This window comes from Streptomyces sp. NPDC002795 (genome assembly GCF_042888725.1).
Taxonomy (GTDB): Bacteria; Actinomycetota; Actinomycetes; order Streptomycetales; family Streptomycetaceae; genus Streptomyces.
The window spans coordinates 375,574-393,023 of record NZ_JBIAQB010000005.1; the positions used below are offsets into that span (position 1 = coordinate 375,574).

At 70.3% G+C, this 17,450-nt stretch carries 13 protein-coding genes; 7 read left to right on the forward strand and 6 right to left on the reverse strand.

Annotation, left to right across the window (positions count from 1 at the left end; translation table 11 throughout):
- The first annotated feature begins 24 nt into the window (after positions 1 to 24).
- Positions 25 to 3,123 carry a family 78 glycoside hydrolase catalytic domain gene (locus ACFYWS_RS17810; RefSeq protein ID WP_389276759.1) on the forward strand — a complete coding sequence of 1,033 codons (3,099 nt, stop codon included), beginning with the start codon at positions 25 to 27 and terminating at the stop codon, positions 3,121 to 3,123.
- Positions 3,124 to 3,126: 3 nt separating this feature from the next.
- Here ACFYWS_RS17810 and ACFYWS_RS17815 read toward each other — a convergent pair whose 3' ends face one another.
- Genes ACFYWS_RS17815 through ACFYWS_RS17840 form a run of 6 tightly spaced genes read right to left on the reverse strand, consistent with a single transcriptional unit; the run spans position 3,127 to position 9,230 of the window.
- The gene (locus ACFYWS_RS17815; protein ID WP_389276762.1) at positions 3,127 to 4,152 is read right to left on the reverse strand and encodes a LacI family DNA-binding transcriptional regulator; all 1,026 of its coding nucleotides are present in this window, start codon (positions 4,150 to 4,152) and stop codon (positions 3,127 to 3,129) included.
- Positions 4,145 to 4,465: an L-rhamnose mutarotase gene (locus ACFYWS_RS17820; RefSeq protein ID WP_389277379.1), complete on the reverse strand. Its 321-nt coding sequence runs from the start codon at positions 4,463 to 4,465 to the stop codon at positions 4,145 to 4,147. The genes ACFYWS_RS17815 and ACFYWS_RS17820 overlap by 8 nt, the downstream gene beginning before the upstream one ends.
- Positions 4,466 to 4,488: 23 nt before the next feature.
- On the reverse strand, positions 4,489 to 5,574 hold the full coding sequence (gene rhaS, locus ACFYWS_RS17825) for a rhamnose ABC transporter substrate-binding protein (protein WP_389276765.1): 1,086 nt from the start codon (positions 5,572 to 5,574) through the stop codon (positions 4,489 to 4,491).
- Positions 5,575 to 5,625: 51 nt separating this feature from the next.
- The gene (locus tag ACFYWS_RS17830) at positions 5,626 to 6,612 is read right to left on the reverse strand and encodes an ABC transporter permease (RefSeq protein WP_389276768.1); all 987 of its coding nucleotides are present in this window, start codon (positions 6,610 to 6,612) and stop codon (positions 5,626 to 5,628) included.
- The gene (locus ACFYWS_RS17835) at positions 6,605 to 7,660 is read right to left on the reverse strand and encodes an ABC transporter permease (RefSeq protein ID WP_389276771.1); all 1,056 of its coding nucleotides are present in this window, start codon (positions 7,658 to 7,660) and stop codon (positions 6,605 to 6,607) included. Before ACFYWS_RS17835 ends, ACFYWS_RS17830 begins: the two co-directional genes overlap by 8 nt.
- A gap of 58 nt (positions 7,661 to 7,718) precedes the next feature.
- Positions 7,719 to 9,230, reverse strand: coding sequence for a sugar ABC transporter ATP-binding protein (locus ACFYWS_RS17840; protein WP_389276774.1), 1,512 nt, complete (start codon positions 9,228 to 9,230; stop codon positions 7,719 to 7,721).
- 260 nt (positions 9,231 to 9,490) lie between these two features.
- Between ACFYWS_RS17840 and rhaI the strand changes: the two genes are divergently transcribed.
- From rhaI to ACFYWS_RS17870, 6 genes are all read left to right on the forward strand, one after another.
- A complete protein-coding gene (gene rhaI, locus ACFYWS_RS17845; RefSeq protein ID WP_389276777.1) occupies positions 9,491 to 10,657 on the forward strand; it encodes an L-rhamnose isomerase in 1,167 nt (388 codons plus the stop codon).
- Between the two features lie 52 nt (positions 10,658 to 10,709).
- On the forward strand, positions 10,710 to 12,749 hold the full coding sequence (locus tag ACFYWS_RS17850) for a bifunctional aldolase/short-chain dehydrogenase (protein ID WP_389276780.1): 2,040 nt from the start codon (positions 10,710 to 10,712) through the stop codon (positions 12,747 to 12,749).
- 245 nt (positions 12,750 to 12,994) lie between these two features.
- Positions 12,995 to 14,440, forward strand: coding sequence for a rhamnulokinase family protein (locus tag ACFYWS_RS17855; protein ID WP_389276783.1), 1,446 nt, complete (start codon positions 12,995 to 12,997; stop codon positions 14,438 to 14,440).
- A gap of 113 nt (positions 14,441 to 14,553) precedes the next feature.
- Positions 14,554 to 15,327: a (Fe-S)-binding protein gene (locus ACFYWS_RS17860; RefSeq protein ID WP_389276786.1), complete on the forward strand. Its 774-nt coding sequence runs from the start codon at positions 14,554 to 14,556 to the stop codon at positions 15,325 to 15,327.
- Positions 15,324 to 16,802, forward strand: a complete 1,479-nt coding sequence (locus ACFYWS_RS17865; RefSeq protein ID WP_389276789.1) for a LutB/LldF family L-lactate oxidation iron-sulfur protein — start codon at positions 15,324 to 15,326, stop codon at positions 16,800 to 16,802. The genes ACFYWS_RS17860 and ACFYWS_RS17865 overlap by 4 nt, the downstream gene beginning before the upstream one ends.
- Positions 16,799 to 17,446, forward strand: a complete 648-nt coding sequence (locus ACFYWS_RS17870; protein WP_389276791.1) for a lactate utilization protein C — start codon at positions 16,799 to 16,801, stop codon at positions 17,444 to 17,446. Before ACFYWS_RS17865 ends, ACFYWS_RS17870 begins: the two co-directional genes overlap by 4 nt.
- The last annotated feature ends 4 nt before the right edge of the window (positions 17,447 to 17,450 follow it).

Sequence of the window (17,450 nt, forward strand, 5' to 3'; positions counted from 1 at the left end):
AGCATCGTCGAAGGGACACGACAGATGACCAGCGACATCCGCCGCAGAACCGTCCTCGCCGCGACCGCGGGCGCGGTACCCGTCATCGCGGCCGGGGCCGCCGCCCCGCCCGCCGCCGCGACGACCTCCACGGGACCCGCCGCCCTCCCCGCTTCCCCGGGCGGCGCGGTCACCGGCCTCACCACCGAGCACCGCGTCGACCCCCTCGGCACGGACGCCGCCCGCCCGCGCTTCGGCTGGCGGCTCGGTTCACGCGAGCGCGGCCTGGCGCAGGGCGCGTACCGGATCCGGGTGGCGTCCAGCGCCGCACGGCTCGCCCGCGCCGACGTGTGGGACAGCGGCCGCGTGATGTCGCCCGACTCGGTGGCCGTGCGCTACGCCGGACCCGAACTGGGGCCGTCCACTGGGTACTTCTGGTCCGTGACGGTGTGGGACGCGGACGGCCGCGAGGTCGGCGTCTCCCCCGCCGCCCGCTTCGAGACCGCCCTGCTGAGCAGCGACGGCGTCACCCGCTGGGACGGCGCCCAGTGGATCGGCATGAAGGGCAAGAAGCTCAATTCGGCGGGCGCGCCGCTGCTGCGGAGTCAGACCGCTCTGCGCAAGGGAAAGGTCCGCGAGGCGCGCCTGTACGTGACGGCGCTCGGCGTCTACGAGGCGTATGTCAACGGCGAGCGCGTCACGGTGCCCGAGGGCGAGGGCCACACACTCGAACTGCTCACCCCGGGCTGGACGAACTACGACACGAGCGTCAACTACATGACGTACGACGTCACTGAGTCGGTCGCACGCGGCGGCCGTGATGTGACGCTCGCCGCCGTGCTCGGCAACGGCTGGTACAACTCACGTGTCTCCGAGGGCAGCACGTACTACTCCAAGGACGGCAATCCCCTCGCCCTCAAGGCGAAGCTGCTCGTCCAGTACGCCGACGGCAGCACGCAGAGCGTCGTCACGAAGCCCGGCTCCGGCTGGAAGGCCACCGACACCGGCCCCCACCGCGCCGACGACATCTACGACGGCCAGACCTACGACGCCCGCAAGGAGCTCACCGGCTGGACGGCGAGCGGCTTCGACGCCTCCGCGTGGTCGGACGTCGAGGAGGTCGGCTATTCCGCGAAGTACCCGGACGCCAAGCTCACCGCCTACCCCGGTGAGACGGCCCGCGTGATGGAGAAGTGGGACCGCGCGGCTCAGTCGGTGACGGTCTACTCCGAGGTCACGGGCGAGGGGTCGAGCGCCAACGGCAAGGGCCGCGTCGTCCCCGACCCCGCCCGCTCCACCAGCGGGAAGCCCGGCCCGGTCACCCTGCGCTCCGGTGACACCGCCGTCTTCGACCTCGGCCAGAACATGGTCGGCGTCCCCCGCTACACGCTGCGCGGCCCCGCCGGAGCCGAAGTCGTCGTCATGTTCGGCGAGATGCTCAACGACGACAGCAAGGGCGCGGACGGCCCCGAAGGCTCCCTCTACCGGGCCAATCTGCGCTCGGCGAAGGCCACCAGCACGTACATCCTCAAGGGCGCGGGCAAGGGCGAGACACACCAGGACTCACTCACCTTCTACGGCTTCCGCTACGTGTCGGTGGCGGTGACCACGAAGGACGCCGAGGTCACGGTCTCCGGTCTCACCGGCAAGGTCGCCACCTCCGCCCTGCGCGAGACCGGCAGCATCACGACCAACGACGAGGACATCAACCAGCTGATCAGCAACGTCCATTGGGGCCAGCGCGGCAACTACCTGTGGGTGCCGACCGACTGCCCGCAGCGCGACGAGCGGCTCGGCTGGACCGGTGACACCCAGGTGTTCGCCGGCACCGCCCTCTACAACACGGACTCCGTCGCCTTCCTCAGCCACTTCGAGGACATCCTGATCGAGTCGCAGAAGACGTACGGCGTCGACGGCGCCCAGTTCACGGCGGTCGCGCCCGGCAACCGGTACAACGCGGCGGCGCCGTGCAGCGGTTGGGCGGACTGCGGGGTCGTCGTGCCGTGGACGGTGTGGCAGATGAGTGGCGACCGGAGCATCATCGACCGCAGCTGGGACGCCATGACCCACTACATCGACTGGATCAAGAAGAAGGGCGGCGACAGCTACGCGGGCCAGGGCGCGATCTTCGCCGACTGGCTCGCCTTCCAGAACACCGGCACCCAGCTGATGAGCGACGTCTACTACGCGTACAGCGTCCGCCTGATGGCGCAGATGGCGCGCGCGACGGGCCGGACCGCGGAGTCGAAGGCGTACGAGGACCTCTTCGCCCGCGTCCGCCGCGCCTTCATGGCGAAGTACCTCGCGGTCGACGGCGACAAGATCACCGTACGGTCCAGCCTCGGCGGGAAGCCGGTCATGGGCGGCGACCCGGAGGACAACAGCCAGTCGGCCCTCCTGTGGGTACTCAAGCTCGGCTTGTACGACACGCAGGCCCAACGCCGCGCCCTGGTCGGCCTGTTGGCGGACAACATCGGCAACGACGCGGCGTACAAGGCCGCCCACCCCGACAGCGCCCGCGTCGACTACGCGGAGAACACCCTCTCCGTCGGCTTCCTCGGCGCGAACGTCCTCGCCCCCGTCCTCACCGACGAGGGCCGTCCCGACCTCGCGTACAAGCTGCTGCATCAGGACGCGATGCCCTCCTGGCTCTACTCGGTGAAGAACGGCGCGACGACGATCTGGGAGCGCTGGAACTCCTACTCCAAGGACGACGGTTTCGGTCCGGTGGAGATGAACTCCTTCAACCACTACTCGTACGGCGCGATCATGGAGTGGATGTACACGTACATGGCGGGCATCGCAGGCGACCCCGAGCACCCCGGCTTCCGGCGCTTCCGCCTTCAGCCGCACCTCGACCCGACCGGGAAGGTCACCGAGGTCGAGGGCCGCCACCTCTCCCCGTACGGCGAGATCGCCAGCAAGTGGTCCCTGTCCGGCGACGGCACGCTCGCGTACGAGGCCGTGGTCCCGGCCGGCACCGAGGCGACGCTCGCCCTTCCGGCCGTCTCCGCGGACGCGGTCCGCGAGGGCCGCACCCCCCTGGCGAAGGCCGACGGGGTGCGCTTCGAGGGCTTCGCCGACAAGGTGGCCACGTACCGGCTCGCGCCGGGGAGGTACCGGGTGACCAGCACGGTGCGCTGACCGCTACGGCACCGCGCGGCTCGACCCCCGTACCACCAACTCCGGTCGGAGCACAATGTGTTCGTGGTGGTGGTCGGCCGCGTGGTCGCCCGTTTCCTGGAGCAGGAGGTGGGCGGCGATGGTGCCCAGGCTGGTGGCCGGCTGGCGGACCGAGGTGAGGGGGACCGTGGCGGCAGAGGCGAATTCGATGTCGTCGTAGCCGACCAGGGACATGTCTTCGGGGACCCGGACCCCGGCCGCGTACAGGGATTGCAGGACGCCGAGGGCGAGGAGGTCGTTGGCGCAGAAGACGGCCGTGGGGCGGTGGGCGAGGCCCAGGAGGCGGGCGCCCGCGTCGCGGCCGGCTGCCACGTCGAGGCGCTCCGTGGGGAGTTCGTACAGGTGGGAGGCCGCCAGGCCCGCCTCGGCGAGTGCCTTGTGGGCGCCCTCGCGGCGGTCCTGCACCTGTTTGAGGTGGGGTGGGCCGCTGACATAGGCGAGGGAGCGGTGGCCCGCGTCGACGAGGTGGCGGAGGGCGAGCGTGCCGCCCGCCACGTCGTCGACCGCCACCGAGCAGCCCGGTTCGTCGCCCGCGACCCGGTCCACGACGACGTACGGGATGCCGTGCCGGCGAAACGCGCGGAGCGTGGCGCCGCTCGGGTCGGCCGGGGTGATGAGGGCGCCGCGTACCCGCTGTTCGGCGAACATGGAGAGGTATTCGGCCTCCACGGCCGGGCTCTGCGCGCTGTTGCACACCATCACGCCGAGCCCGGCCTCGCGCGCGGCGCGTTCGGCGCCGCGTGCGAGGTCGACGAAGAACGGGTTGCCCATGTCGAGGACGAGCAGCGACATGATCCGGCTCTGACCGGCCCGCAGTTGGCGGGCGTACTCGCTGCGTACGTAGCCGAGGCGGGCGATGACCTGCTGGACGTGGCGGCGGGTGGGCCCGGAGACCCGGTCGGGCTGGTTGAGGACGTTGGAGACGGTGCCGACCGAGACACCCGCCTCCCGGGCGACGTCCTTGATGCCCACGCCGGAACGCTCAGGCAAGGTGGAAGACCTCGGTGAGCGGGCGCATCGCGGCGTCGGGTGCCTGCCCGTCCAACGCCTCGAAGAACTCGCCCATTTCGGCCTGCCAGCGGGCGTTGACGTCGGTGGCGTCCATGGCGGCGCGGGCCTTGTCGAAGTCCTCCGTCTCCAGGTATCCGACGAGCGTGCCGTCCTCGCGCAGGAAGAGCGAGTAGTTGTGCCAGCCGGTGGCGGACAGGGCCTCGCGCATCTCCTGCCACACGTCCGCGTGGCGGGCGCGGTACTCGTCGATGCGGTCGGCCCTGACCTTGAGCAGGAAGCAGACGCGCTGCATGTCACTCATCTCCCGTGCCCCGCTCAGAACTTGTAGTCGTCGATGTTCGACTTGTCGAAGACGGTCGGCTTGCCGAGGGTGACGACGCCGTCCTTCCCGATCGTGTACTCGCCCATGTCGCCGGCCGTGAACTTCTCGCCCGCCTTGCCGGTGATCTGCCCGGACTCCAGCGCGACGGCGGTGTGCGCGGCGAGCGCGCCGAGCTTCGCCGGGTCCCACAGCTCGAAGGCCTCGACGGTGCCGTTCTTGACGTAGGCGCGCATGTCGTTGGGGGTGCCGAGGCCGGTCAGCTTGACCTTGCCCTTGTACTTGGAGCCGGACAGGTACTGCGCGGCGGCCTTGATGCCGACCGTGGTCGGGGAGACGATTCCCTTCAGCTTCGGGTGCTCCTGGAGGAGGCCCTGGGTCTGCTGGAACGACTTCTGGGCGTCGTCGTCCCCGTAGGCGGTCGTGACGAGCTTGATGTCCTTGTAGGCGGGCTTCTTCAGCTCGTCCTTCATGTACTTGATCCACGTGTTCTGGTTGGTGGCCGTCTGCGCCGCCGAGAGAACCGCGATCTCGCCCTTGTTGCCGATCTGCTTGGCGATCTGCTGCACCTGGGTGCGGCCGAGGTCCTCGGCGGAGGCCTGGGAGACGAAGGCGTTGCGGCAGTCGACCTTGGTGTCGGAGTCGTACGTGACGATGCTGACGCCGTTCTTCATGGCCTGCTTGAGCGCGGTGCACAGGGCGCCCGGGTCCTGCGCGGACACCGCGATGGCGTCGGCCTGCTGCTGGGTGAGGGTGTTGACGTAGGAGACCTGTCCGGAGGTGTCGGTGCCGGAGCTGGTGCCGACCTCCTTGTACGTCGATCCGAGCTGCTGCACCGCCTTCTTGCCGCCGTTGTCGGAGGTCGTGAAGTACGGGTTGTTGACCTGCTTGGGCAGGAAGGCGACCGTGAGGCCCTTCTTGGTCTTGGCGTCCGGGTCGGCCTTGCCCGCGGCGGCGGACTTCGCGTCGTCCTTGTTGGAGTCCGACTTGGTGGTGCCGCCGCAGGCGGTGGCACCGAGGACGAGGGCGGTGGTCACGGCGAGGGCCGCGGTGAGTCGGCGGGTTCTGGAGGTCACGTTCATGGGTGGTTCCTTACGTGTGGGTGGGCGGGGTGAGCGGGGCGGGCGGGGGCCTCAAGTGACCGCGGCCGCCGTTCTCTTCCTGGACCGTGCCTGCGCGACCTGGCGGCCGACGCGCGGCGCGAGCACGGAGATCACGAGCAGCACGCCGGTGACGACGATCTGCGACTGCGCGGAGACGTTGAGCAGGCTCATCACGTTCTGCAGCGAGCCGAGCAGGAACACACCGGCGATGGCTCCGCCGAGGGTTCCCTTGCCCCCGTCGAAGTCGATGCCGCCGAGCAACACGGCGGCGATGACGGAGAGTTCGAGCCCGGTGGCGTTGTCGTAGCGGGCGCTGGCGTAGTGCAGGGCCCAGAAGACGCCGGTGAGCGCGGACAGCACTCCCGTCGTGACGAACATCGACAGCTTGAGGCGCTTGACGCGCACCCCGGCGAACCGGGCGGCCTCCTCGTTCGCGCCGATCGCGAAGAGGGAGCGGCCCATGCGGGTGGCGTGCAGCACGACGGTCGCGATGGCGAGGAGGACGACGAAGGGCAGGGCGGCGTACGGGATGAACGTGTCGCCGATCCGGTTCGCGCCGAAGTCCAGGTACGGGGAGGGGAAGTCGGTGACCGAGTCGGAGCCGAGGACGATCTGGGCGATGCCGCGGTAGGCGGCCATGGTGCCGATGGTGACGGCGAGGGAGGGCAGGCCGAGGCGGGTGACGAGCAGCCCGTTGACGAGGCCGCAGACGACGCCGAGCAGCAGGCACAGCGGGATGATCGTCTCGATGGCCATGCCGTTGTTCCACAGCGCGCCCATCACGGCGCCTGACAGGCCGACGGTGGAGCCGACCGACAGGTCGACCTCGCCGGAGATGACGAGCATCGTCATCGGCAGCGCGATGATCGCGATGGGCAGTGTGTTGCCGATCAGGAACGACAGGTTGAGCGCGTTGCCGAAGTTGTCGACGAACGCGAACGAGCAGAGCAGCAGCACGACGAGCAGGGCGCCGACGGCGGTGTCCCAACGGACCGAGTGCTTGAGAGAGTCAGGCATGTCGGGCACTCCTCATCTGTGCGGCCTGCTTGCGCAGCACGGCGGCGACGCGCAGCGCGACGATCCGGTCGACGGCGATGGCGAGCAGCAGCAGGATTCCGTTGATGGCGGTGACCCAGACGGAGCTGACGCCGATGGCGGGCAGCACGCTGTTGATGGAGGTCAGCAGCAGGGCGCCGAGCGCGGCTCCGTAGACGGTGCCTGCGCCGCCGGTGAAGGCGACGCCGCCGACGACGACGGCGCTGACGACGGTGAGTTCGTAGCCGTTGCCGGTGCCGGAGTCGACGTTGCCGAAGCGCGCCAGGTACAGGGCGCCCGCGAGTCCGGCGAGCGCGCCGCACAGCACGTACGCGGTCATGATCCGCTTGCGGACGGGGATGCCGGCGAGGTTCGCGGCCTCTGGGCTGGAGCCGAGCGCGTACATTTCGCGGCCGCTGCGGTAGCTGCGCAGGTAGTAGCCGACGCAGAGCAGGACGGCGACGGCGAGCAGTGCCAGATAGGGCACGATCCAGATGCCGTCGTGGCCGAAGTCGACGAAGGTGTCGGGCAGGTCGGCGGCGACGATCTGCTGCGAGCCGACCCAGATGGAGTCGATGCCGCGCACCACGTACAGGGTGCCGAGGGTGACGACGAGGGCGGGCACCTTGCCGAGGCTGACGAGCGCGCCGTTCAGGACGCCGAAGACGGTGCCGATGGCGACGGCGTACACGACGGCGATCAGTGAACTGCCGCCGCTCTGAAGGTAGTCACCTGCGGCGAAGGCGGAGATGCCGAGCACCGAGCCGACGGACAGGTCGACGTTGCGGGTGATGACGACGATCGCCTGTCCTGTGGCGACGAGGACGAGGATGGTGGCGTTCAGGAGGAGGTCCTTGACGCCCTGCTGCGACAGGAACTCGGGGTTGGAGACCTGCGTGGCGAGCAGCATCACCACGAGCACGGCGGCGACGGCGAGCTCGCGCGCCTTGAACACCTTGTCGAGCAGCCGGCGCCCCGCGGCGGGCGGTGGCGCCGCGTCCTCGTGTACGGGTGGTGCGGTGATGGTCATGGGGTGCTCCTTGCGGTGCGGGCGGCGTGCTCAAGAGCAGGCCCGGGGAGTGCGGGGTTCACGCCGTCCTCCCCGTCGCCGCCGCCATCACGGACTCCTCGTTCGCCTCGGCGCGCGGCAGTTCCGCGGAGAGGCGGCCCTCGTGCATGACGAGGACCCGGTCGGCCATGCCGAGGATCTCGGGCAGGTCGGACGAGATCATCAGGACGGCGACGCCGTCGGCCGCGAGCGAGGACAGCAGGCGGTGCACCTCGGCCTTCGTGCCGACGTCGATGCCGCGCGTGGGCTCGTCCACGATGAGCACCTGCGGGCCCGTGGCCAGCCACTTGGCGAGGACGACCTTCTGCTGGTTGCCGCCGGAGAGCGTGCCGACGACATCGCCGAGCCGCGCGTACTTGACCTGGAGCTTCACCGACCAGTCCAGGGACCGGCTGCGCTCCGCCTTGCGGTTCATGAGTCCCGCGCGGGAGGTGTCGGCGAAGCCGGTGAGGCCGATGTTGCGCTCGATGGACATGTCCATCACGAGGCCCTGGGCCCGCCGGTCCTCGGGGACGAGCGCGAGGCCCGCGTGCATGGCGAGGCTCGGCGCACCGGGCTTGAGCCTCTGGCCGAGGACCTCCACCTCGCCGCCGTCGAAGCGGTCAACGCCGAAGACGGCGCGAGCCACCTCGCTGCGGCCCGCGCCGACGAGCCCTGCGAGGCCGACGATCTCGCCGCGCCGGACCTCGAAGGAGACGTCGGTGAACACACCCTCGCGCGTCAACCGGCTGACTTTCAGGGCCACTTCGCCGAATTCGGTGTCCTGCTTGGGGTACAACTCGTCGAGGTCCCGGCCCACCATGCGGCGTACGAGGTCGTCCTCGGCGAGCCCGTCGACCGGCTCGCTCGCCACCCACGCCCCGTCGCGGAGCGTCGTCACCTGCTGGCACAGCTCGAAGATCTCCTCCAGGCGGTGCGAGATGAAGAGGACCGCCGCGCCCTGTTCGCGCAGCGTCCGTACGACACCGAACAGGCGGGCCACCTCGCTGCCGGTGAGCGCGGCGGTCGGCTCGTCCATGATCAGCACGCGGGCGTCGAAGGACAGCGCCTTGGCGATCTCGACGAGCTGCTGGTCGGCGATGGACAGGCCGCGGGCCGGCTGGTCCGGGTCGAGCTCCACACCGAGCCGCTTGAACAGCGCCGCGGTGGCCTCCTTGACCGTGGTGTGGTCGACGCGGCCGAAGGAACGGCGCGGCTGGCGGCCCATGAAGATGTTCTCGGCGATGGACAGGTCGGGGAAGAGTGTCGGCTCCTGGTAGATGACGGCGACACCGGCGTCGCGGGCGTCGGCGGGGCCGTGGAACTCGACCGGGGAGCCGTCGAGCAGAACCGTCCCGGCGTCCGGGCGGTGCACCCCGGCGAGGGTCTTGATGAGCGTCGACTTCCCCGCGCCGTTCTCACCGGCGAGGGCGTGCGCCTCGCCCGCGTGCAGGCTCAGTGACACACCGCGCAGGGCGCGCACGGCACCGAAGGACTTGCTCACCCCCTCCAGGGCGAGCACCGGAGTGGTCTCCGGTTCAGGTGGCGTCATGAAAGGTCTCCAGGGGTCGAAGGTCACCCGACGTGAAATGTTTCAGTGAAACGTTCCGGAAGCTAGCTACGCCTCGGCGGCCCGGTCAAGGGGTCTGGACGGCCGGAATACATCGACGTACGACACGATTCCGTAACGCGCGAGAGTTGCCGCCCACCCCCTTGACGCACCCCACGAGGGGGACTAGCTTCGCTGCACAATGAATCGATTCACAGATGATTCATCCGACGGCTCGCAGACCCGTGTACTCAGAGGTGGACATGCCTGACATCGCTGCCGTGAAGGCCGCACTCGCCAACCAGCGGATCGAGACGCCGTCCTGGGGCTACGGCAACTCCGGCACCCGGTTCAAGGTGTTCGCCCAGGCCGGTGTGCCCCGCACGCCCCGCGAGAAGCTCGAAGACGCGGCGAAGGTGCACGAGTTCACCGGCATCGCCCCGAAGGTCGCGCTGCACATCCCGTGGGACAAGGTCGACGACTACGCGGCGCTGTCGGCGTACGCGAAGGAGCACGGTGTCGAACTCGGCACCATCAACTCCAACACCTTCCAGGACGACGACTACAAGTTCGGCAGCGTCTGCCACCCGGACCCGAAGGTCCGCCGCAAGGCGCTCGACCATCTCCTGGACTGCGTCGACATCATGGACGCCACGGGTTCCAAGGACCTGAAGATCTGGCTCGCCGACGGCACCAACTACCCCGGCCAGGACGACATCGTGGCCCGCCAGGACCGCCTCGCCGAGTCCCTCGCCGCCGTCTACGAGCGACTCGGCGACGACCAGCGGCTGCTCCTGGAGTACAAGTTCTTCGAGCCGGCCTTCTACACGACGGACGTGCCGGACTGGGGCACCTCCTACATGCAGTGCATGAAGCTCGGCGACAAGGCGCAGGTCGTGGTCGACACCGGCCACCACGCGCCCGGCACGAACATCGAGTTCATCGTGGCGCTGCTGCTGCGCGAGAGGAAGCTCGGCGGCTTCGACTTCAACTCCCGCTTCTACGCGGACGACGACCTGATGGTGGGCGCCGCCGACCCGTTCCAGCTGTTCCGCATCCTGCACGAGGTCGCGAAGAACGGCGGCTTCGACCCCGAGACCAACGTGGCGTTCATGCTCGACCAGTGCCACAACATCGAGGCGAAGATCCCGGCGGTCATCCGCTCCGTGATGAACGTCCAGGAGGCCACCGCGAAGGCGCTGCTCGTGGACCGTGAGGCGCTGAGCGCCGCGCAGGCCTCTGGCGACGTCCTGACCGCGAACTCCGTGATCATGGACGCGTACAACACCGACGTGCGGCCGCTGCTCGCCGAGTGGCGTGAGGAGCAGGGACTCGCGGCGAATCCCGTCACCGCGTACACCGCCTCCGGATGGCAGGAGCGGATCGTGGCCGAGCGGGTCGGTGGGGAGCAGGCCGGGTGGGGCGCGTAACCACCTCCCGACACACCACAGCCCTCAACATCTCAGGAACTTAGGACCTTTCATGGCTACGCACCCCCAGGTCGCCGCCCTCATCGACCGCTCGAACCGGCTCGGCGCCGACCCCCGCAACACCAACTACGCCGGCGGCAACACCTCCGCCAAGGCCACCGAGACGGACCCGGTCACCGGCGGCGACGTCGAGCTGATGTGGGTCAAGGGCTCCGGCGGCGACCTGGGCACGCTCACGGAGGCAGGCCTGGCCGCCTTGCGCGTGGACCGTCTCAAGGCGCTCACCGAGGTGTACCCGGGCGTGGAGCGCGAGGACGAGATGGTCGCCGCGTTCGACTACTGCCTGCACGGCAAGGGCGGCGCCGCGCCGTCCATCGACACCGCCATGCACGGCCTGGTCGACGCGGCACACGTCGACCACCTGCACCCGGACTCCGGTATCGCGCTCGCCTGCGCGGCCGACGGGGAGAAGCTCACCGCCGAGTGCTTCGGCACGAAGGTCGTGTGGGTGCCGTGGCGCCGCCCCGGCTTCCAGCTCGGCCTGGACATCGCCGCGATCAAGGCCGCCAACCCGGAGGCCATCGGCTGCATCCTGGGCGGTCACGGCATCACGGCGTGGGGTGACACGGCCGAGGAGTGCGAGGCCAACTCGCTTTACATGATCCGCACCGCCGAGACGTTCCTCGCCGAGCGCGGCAAGGAGGAGCCGTTCGGCCCGGTCGTCGAGGGCTACGCGGCACTCGGCGCAGCCGGGCGCCGGGCCCGGGCCGCCGAACTCGCGCCGCTCATACGGGGGTTGGCGTCCACGGACCGCCCGCAGGTCGGCCACTTCGACGACTCGGGTCCCGTCCTGGACTTCCTGGCGTCCGCCGAGCACCCGCGCCTCGCCGCGCTCGGCACCTCCTGCCCGGACCACTTCCTTCGTACGAAGGTCCGCCCGCTCGTCCTCGACCTGCCGCCCACGGCCGAACTCGACGCCGTGACCGAGCGGTTGAAGGAACTGCACGCCGACTACCGCACCGAGTACGCGGCGTACTACGAGCGGCACGCGAGCCCCGAATCCCCCGCGATGCGCGGCGCGGACCCGGCGATCGTGCTCGTGCCGGGTGTCGGCATGTTCTCGTTCGGCAAGGACAAGCAGACGGCGCGCGTGGCCGGCGAGTTCTACCTCAACGCGATCAACGTGATGCGCGGCGCCGAGGCGGTCTCCACGTACGCGCCGATCGAGGAGTCGGAGAAGTTCCGCATCGAGTACTGGGCGCTAGAGGAGGCCAAGCTCCAGCGGATGCCGAAGCCGAAACCGCTCGCCACGCGGGTGGCCCTGGTGACGGGCGCGGGCTCCGGCATCGGCAAGGCCATCGCGCACCGGCTCGTCGCCGAGGGCGCGTGCGTGGTCGTCGCCGACCTCAACGCGGACGGTGCGGAGGCGGTGGCCGAGGAGTTGGGCGGACCCGACACGGCGGTCGCCGTGACGGTCGACGTCACGTCGGAGGAGCAGATCGCGGACGCGTTTCGGGCCGCGGCGCTCGCCTTCGGCGGGGTCGACCTCGTGGTGAACAACGCGGGCATCTCCATCTCCAAGCCGCTCCTGGAGACCACGGCCAAGGACTGGGACCTCCAGCACGACATCATGGCGCGCGGTTCGTTCCTGGTCTCGCGCGAGGCGGCGCGGGTGATGCGGGCGCAGGACATGGGCGGCGACATCGTCTACATCGCCTCGAAGAACGCGGTGTTCGCGGGTCCGAACAATGTGGCGTACTCGGCGACGAAGGCGGACCAGGCGCACCAAGTGCGGTTGCTGGCGGCCGAGTTGGGCGGGGACGGCATCCGGGTCAACGGGGTCAACCCGGACGGCGTGGTGCGCGGGTCGGGGATCTTCGCCGGGGGCTGGGGCGCGAAGCGCGCCGCGGTGTACGGGGTGGAGGAGGAGAAGCTGGGCGAGTTCTACGCGCAGCGGACTCTTTTGAAGCGGGAGGTGCTGCCGGAACACGTCGCCAACGCGGTCTTCGCTTTGACCGGGGGGGACCTTACGCATACGACGGGTCTGCATGTCCCCGTGGACGCAGGTGTCGCGGCGGCGTTCCTCCGCTGACCCGCCTGGGCGCGCCCACCCGCACGGGGCTCCGCCCCGGACCCCGCGCCTCAATCGCCGGCGGGGCTTGATGGTTGGGGGCGCGGGGAACTGCGCGCGCAACCACGTTGGGCCGCCATGTTCCGACGACGTCCCCATCCCCGGGGGTCCGGGGCTCGCCCCCGGTTTCGGGACGGGAAGGGGAGGAGGGGGCGACCTTCCTCCCCGGCCACCCACCACACCGCACACCCGCAAAGGCCAACCTCATGCCCACGACTCCCCCCTACGCCGCGATAGACCTGGGCGCCTCCAGCGGCCGGGTCATGACGGCCCACGTCACGCCGGACACCCTGACCCTGGCGGAGGCCCACCGGTTCCCGAACACGCCCGTCCGCACCCCCGACGGCCTGCACTGGGACATCCTCGGGCTGTACGCGGGCATCCTGGAAGGGCTCCGCAAGACCGGGCCGGTCCGCTCCGTCGGCATCGACAGCTGGGCCGTCGACTACGGCCTGCTCGACGCGGACCACGTCCTCCTCGGCAACCCGTACCACTACCGGGACACCCGCACGGACCACGCCGCCGAGAAGCTGTGGGCGACGATCCCGCCGGAGGAGCTGTACGCGGCCACGGGCCTCCAGTACGTCCCGTTCAACACGATCTACCAGCTCACCGCGGCCCGAGACACCGCTCAACTCGCCGCAGCCCAACGCCTGTTGATGGTCCCGGACCTCCTCACGTACTGGCTGACCGGCCGGCAGGGCACCGAGCTGACCAACGCCTCCACCACCCAGCTCATCGACCCCCGCACCGGCGACTGGGCCCACGACATCGCCGCCCGCGCCGGCATCGACGTGAACCTCTTCGCCCCGCTCCGCCGCCCCGGCGACCCCGCGGGCGAACTCCTCCCCCACGTCCTCGACGAGACGGGCCTCACAGGCCCCGTCCCGGTGACGACGGTCGCCTCGCACGACACCGCGTCGGCCGTGGCCGCGGTCCCGGCGACCGAGGAGAACTTCGCGTACATCTGCACCGGCACCTGGTCCCTCGCCGGCCTCGAACTGGACGCGCCCGTCCTCACCGAGGAGAGCCGCGCCGCGAACTTCACCAACGAGCTCGGCATCGACGGCACGGTCCGCTACCTCCGCAACATCATGGGCCTGTGGCTGCTCCAGGAATGCCAACGCACCTGGAAACAGCCGGACTTGACCGCCCTCCTCGACGAAGCCGCGAAGGCGACCCCGCTGCGCTCGGTCGTCGACGCGGGCGACCCCACGTTCCTGCCACCCGGCGGCATGCCGGACCGGATCGCCGCCGCCTGCCGCGCCACCGGCCAGCCGGAGCCCCGTACCCGCGCCGAGATCACCCGCTGCATCCTCGACTCGCTCGCCCTCGCCCACCGCCGCGCCATCGAGGACGCGGCCCGCCTCGCCGACCGCCCGGTCGACGTGGTGCACATCGTCGGCGGCGGCGCCCGGGGCGCCCTGCTGTGCCAACTCACGGCCGACGCCTGCGGACTGCCGGTCGTGGCGGGCCCCGCCGAGGGCGCCGCGCTGGGCAACGTGCTCGTTCAGGCGCGGGCCGACGGGGTCATCGGCGACCGGGCCGCGATGCGCCGGCTCGTCGCCGACACCCAGCCGCTGGCGCGCTACGAACCGAGCGGCGACCGTGGCGCGTGGGACGCGGCGGCGGCACGCGTCCGCACCCCGTGACCAACCCCCGTTCACGACGTACGCTGCACCCGTCCGATGATCACCCGTCACCCATCACTCATCACCCACAGCCCAGCCGCGCCACCCGAATCCGACCGACCGAAGGGGCCCCGATGCGTGTCGCGCTCTTCCTGACCTGTGTCAACGACACGCTCTACCCGGATACGGGCCGCGCCGTCGTCAAGCTCCTCAACCGGCTCGGCGTGGAGGTCGACTTCCCCGCCGCGCAGACCTGTTGCGGCCAGCCGCACTACAACACCGGTTACCGCCGCGAGGCCGAACCCCTGGCCACCCACTACGCCGACACCTTCGGCCCCGGCCTCGCCTCTGGTGATTACGACGCAATCATCACGCCGTCCGGATCGTGCGCGGCGATGGTGCGCGAGCTGTACCCGCGGATGGGTGAGCGGGCCCGTTCGGAGGGCCGTGGCGGACGCCTGGCGACGACGCTCGCGCCGGTGATCCCCAAGACGTACGAGCTGACCGAGTTCCTGGTCGACGTACTGAAGGTGACCGACGTCGGCGCGTACTACCCGCACACGGTGACCTATCACCCCACCTGCCACGGCCTGCGCTCCCTCGGCCTCGGCGACCGGCCCACCCAACTCCTCAGCAAAGTCAAGGGACTTGAGCTGGTGGAGCTGCCGGGTGCGGCGGAGTGCTGTGGCTTTGGTGGCACCTTCGCGGTCAAGAACGCGGACGTGTCGACGGCGATGGGCACCGACAAGGTCCGCAACGCCGAATCGACGGGCGCGGACGTGCTGTGCGCGGCCGACAACTCCTGCCTGATGCACATCGGCGGCACCATGTCCCGCCTGAAGGTCGACATGCGCCCCGTCCACATCGCCGAGATCCTGGCCGCCACTCAAGAGGAGCCCCACGTATGAGCGGCACGTACATCGGGATGCCGGCCTTCCCGAAGGCCGCGCACGACGCCGTCCGCAACACCACCCTGCGCGCCAACCTGAAACACGCCACCCACACCATCCGCGACAAACGCGAGCGCGCGGTGGCGGAGCTGGACGACTGGGCACACCTGCGCCAGGCCGGCAAGGAGATCAAGGACCACACCCTCGCCCACCTGGAGCACTACCTCCTCCAGCTGGAGGACTCGGTCACCGCCGCCGGCGGCACCGTGCACTGGGCGCGCGACGCCGACGAGGCCAACCGGATCGTCACCTCGCTGGTGCGCGAGACCGGCGAGTCGGAGGTCGTCAAGGTCAAGTCGATGGCCACCCAGGAGATCGGCCTCAACGAACACCTCGAAGCCGAAGGCATCAACGCCTACGAGACCGACCTCGCCGAACTCATCGTCCAGCTCGGCCACGACAAGCCCTCCCACATCCTGGTCCCCGCCATTCACCGCAACCGGGGCGAGATCCGCGACATCTTCCGTAAGGAGATGGGCAGTTGGGGCCGCCCGGCCCCGGAGAACCTGACCGACACCCCCGCCGAGCTGGCCGAGGCGGCACGGCTGCACCTGCGCGAGAAGTTCCTGCGCGCCAAGGTCGGCATCTCGGGCGCCAACTTCATGGTCGCCGAAACCGGCACCCTCGTGGTGGTCGAGTCCGAGGGCAACGGCCGCATGTGCCTGACGCTGCCCGAGACCCTGATCTCGGTCGTCGGCATCGAGAAGATCGTGCCGACCTGGCAGGACCTGGAGGTGTTCCTCCAGACCCTGCCGCGCTCCTCGACGGCCGAGCGCATGAACCCCTACACCTCCACCTGGACCGGCACCACCGACTCCGACGGCCCGCAGGCCTTCCACCTGGTGCTGATCGACAACGGCCGCACCGACACCCTCGCCGACGAGGTCGGCCGCCAGGCCCTGCGCTGCATCCGCTGCTCGGCCTGCCTCAATGTCTGCCCCGTCTACGAGCGGGCCGGCGGCCACGCCTACGGCTCCGTCTACCCGGGCCCCATCGGCGCCATCCTCAGCCCCCAACTGCGCGGCACCGGCAGCGACATCGACGCCTCCCTCCCCTACGCCTCCTCCCTGTGCGGGGCGTGCTACGAGGTGTGTCCCGTCGCCATCGACATCCCCGAGGTCCTCGTCCACCTGCGCGAGCGGGTCGTGGCGGGTGGTCCCGCCACCCGTAACGGCAACAAGGTCATGCTCCGCCCCGCCAAGGGCCACGCCGCCGAACGCGCCGCGATGCGCGCCGCCACCTGGACCTTCACCCACCCCGCCGCGCTCGCCACCGGCCAGCGCCTGGCCTCACGCACCCGCCGCTTCCACCCGCGCACCATGCCCGGCCCCGGCAAGGCCTGGACCGCCACCCGCGACCTGCCCACGGTGCCCGCGGAACCCTTCCGCGACTGGTGGAAACGGACCAATGGCGGCAAGGAGACGAACAAGTGAGCAGCAAAGACGTCATCCTCGGCCGGGTCCGCCGCGCCCTCGGCGGCCCCGTCGAGGCCCCCGACGCGTACGCCACCGACATCGACCGCGGCTACCTGCGCGAACACGGCACCCGCACCACCGAGCAGACGGTGGAACTCCTCGCCGAGAACCTCGCGGACTACCGGGCCATCGTGCACCGCTGCACGACTGAAGAACTGCCGGACGTGGTCATGCGGCTGCTCGCCGAACACGGGTCGCAGTCCGTCGTGGTGCCGCCCGAGCTGCCGGCGGAGTGGCTCAAGTCCGCCGACCCGGTCCGCATCCACGACCGCGCCACGGACACCCCCGCCGAACTCGACGCCGTCGACAGCGTCGTCACCGCCTGCGCCGTCGCCGTCGCCGAGACCGGCACCCTCGTCCTCGACGGCTCCCCCGACCAGGGCCGCCGCCGCATCACCCTCGTCCCCGACCATCACATCTGCGTCGTCCGCGTCCCCGACCAGGTCGTCTCCTCCGTCCCCCAGGCCCTCGAACGCCTCGACCCCACCCGGCCCCTCACCTGGATCTCCGGCCCCTCCGCCACCAGCGACATCGAACTCGACCGCGTCGAGGGCGTGCACGGACCCCGCACCCTTGAGGTCGTCCTGGTGAGCGGCGGCTGAGGGG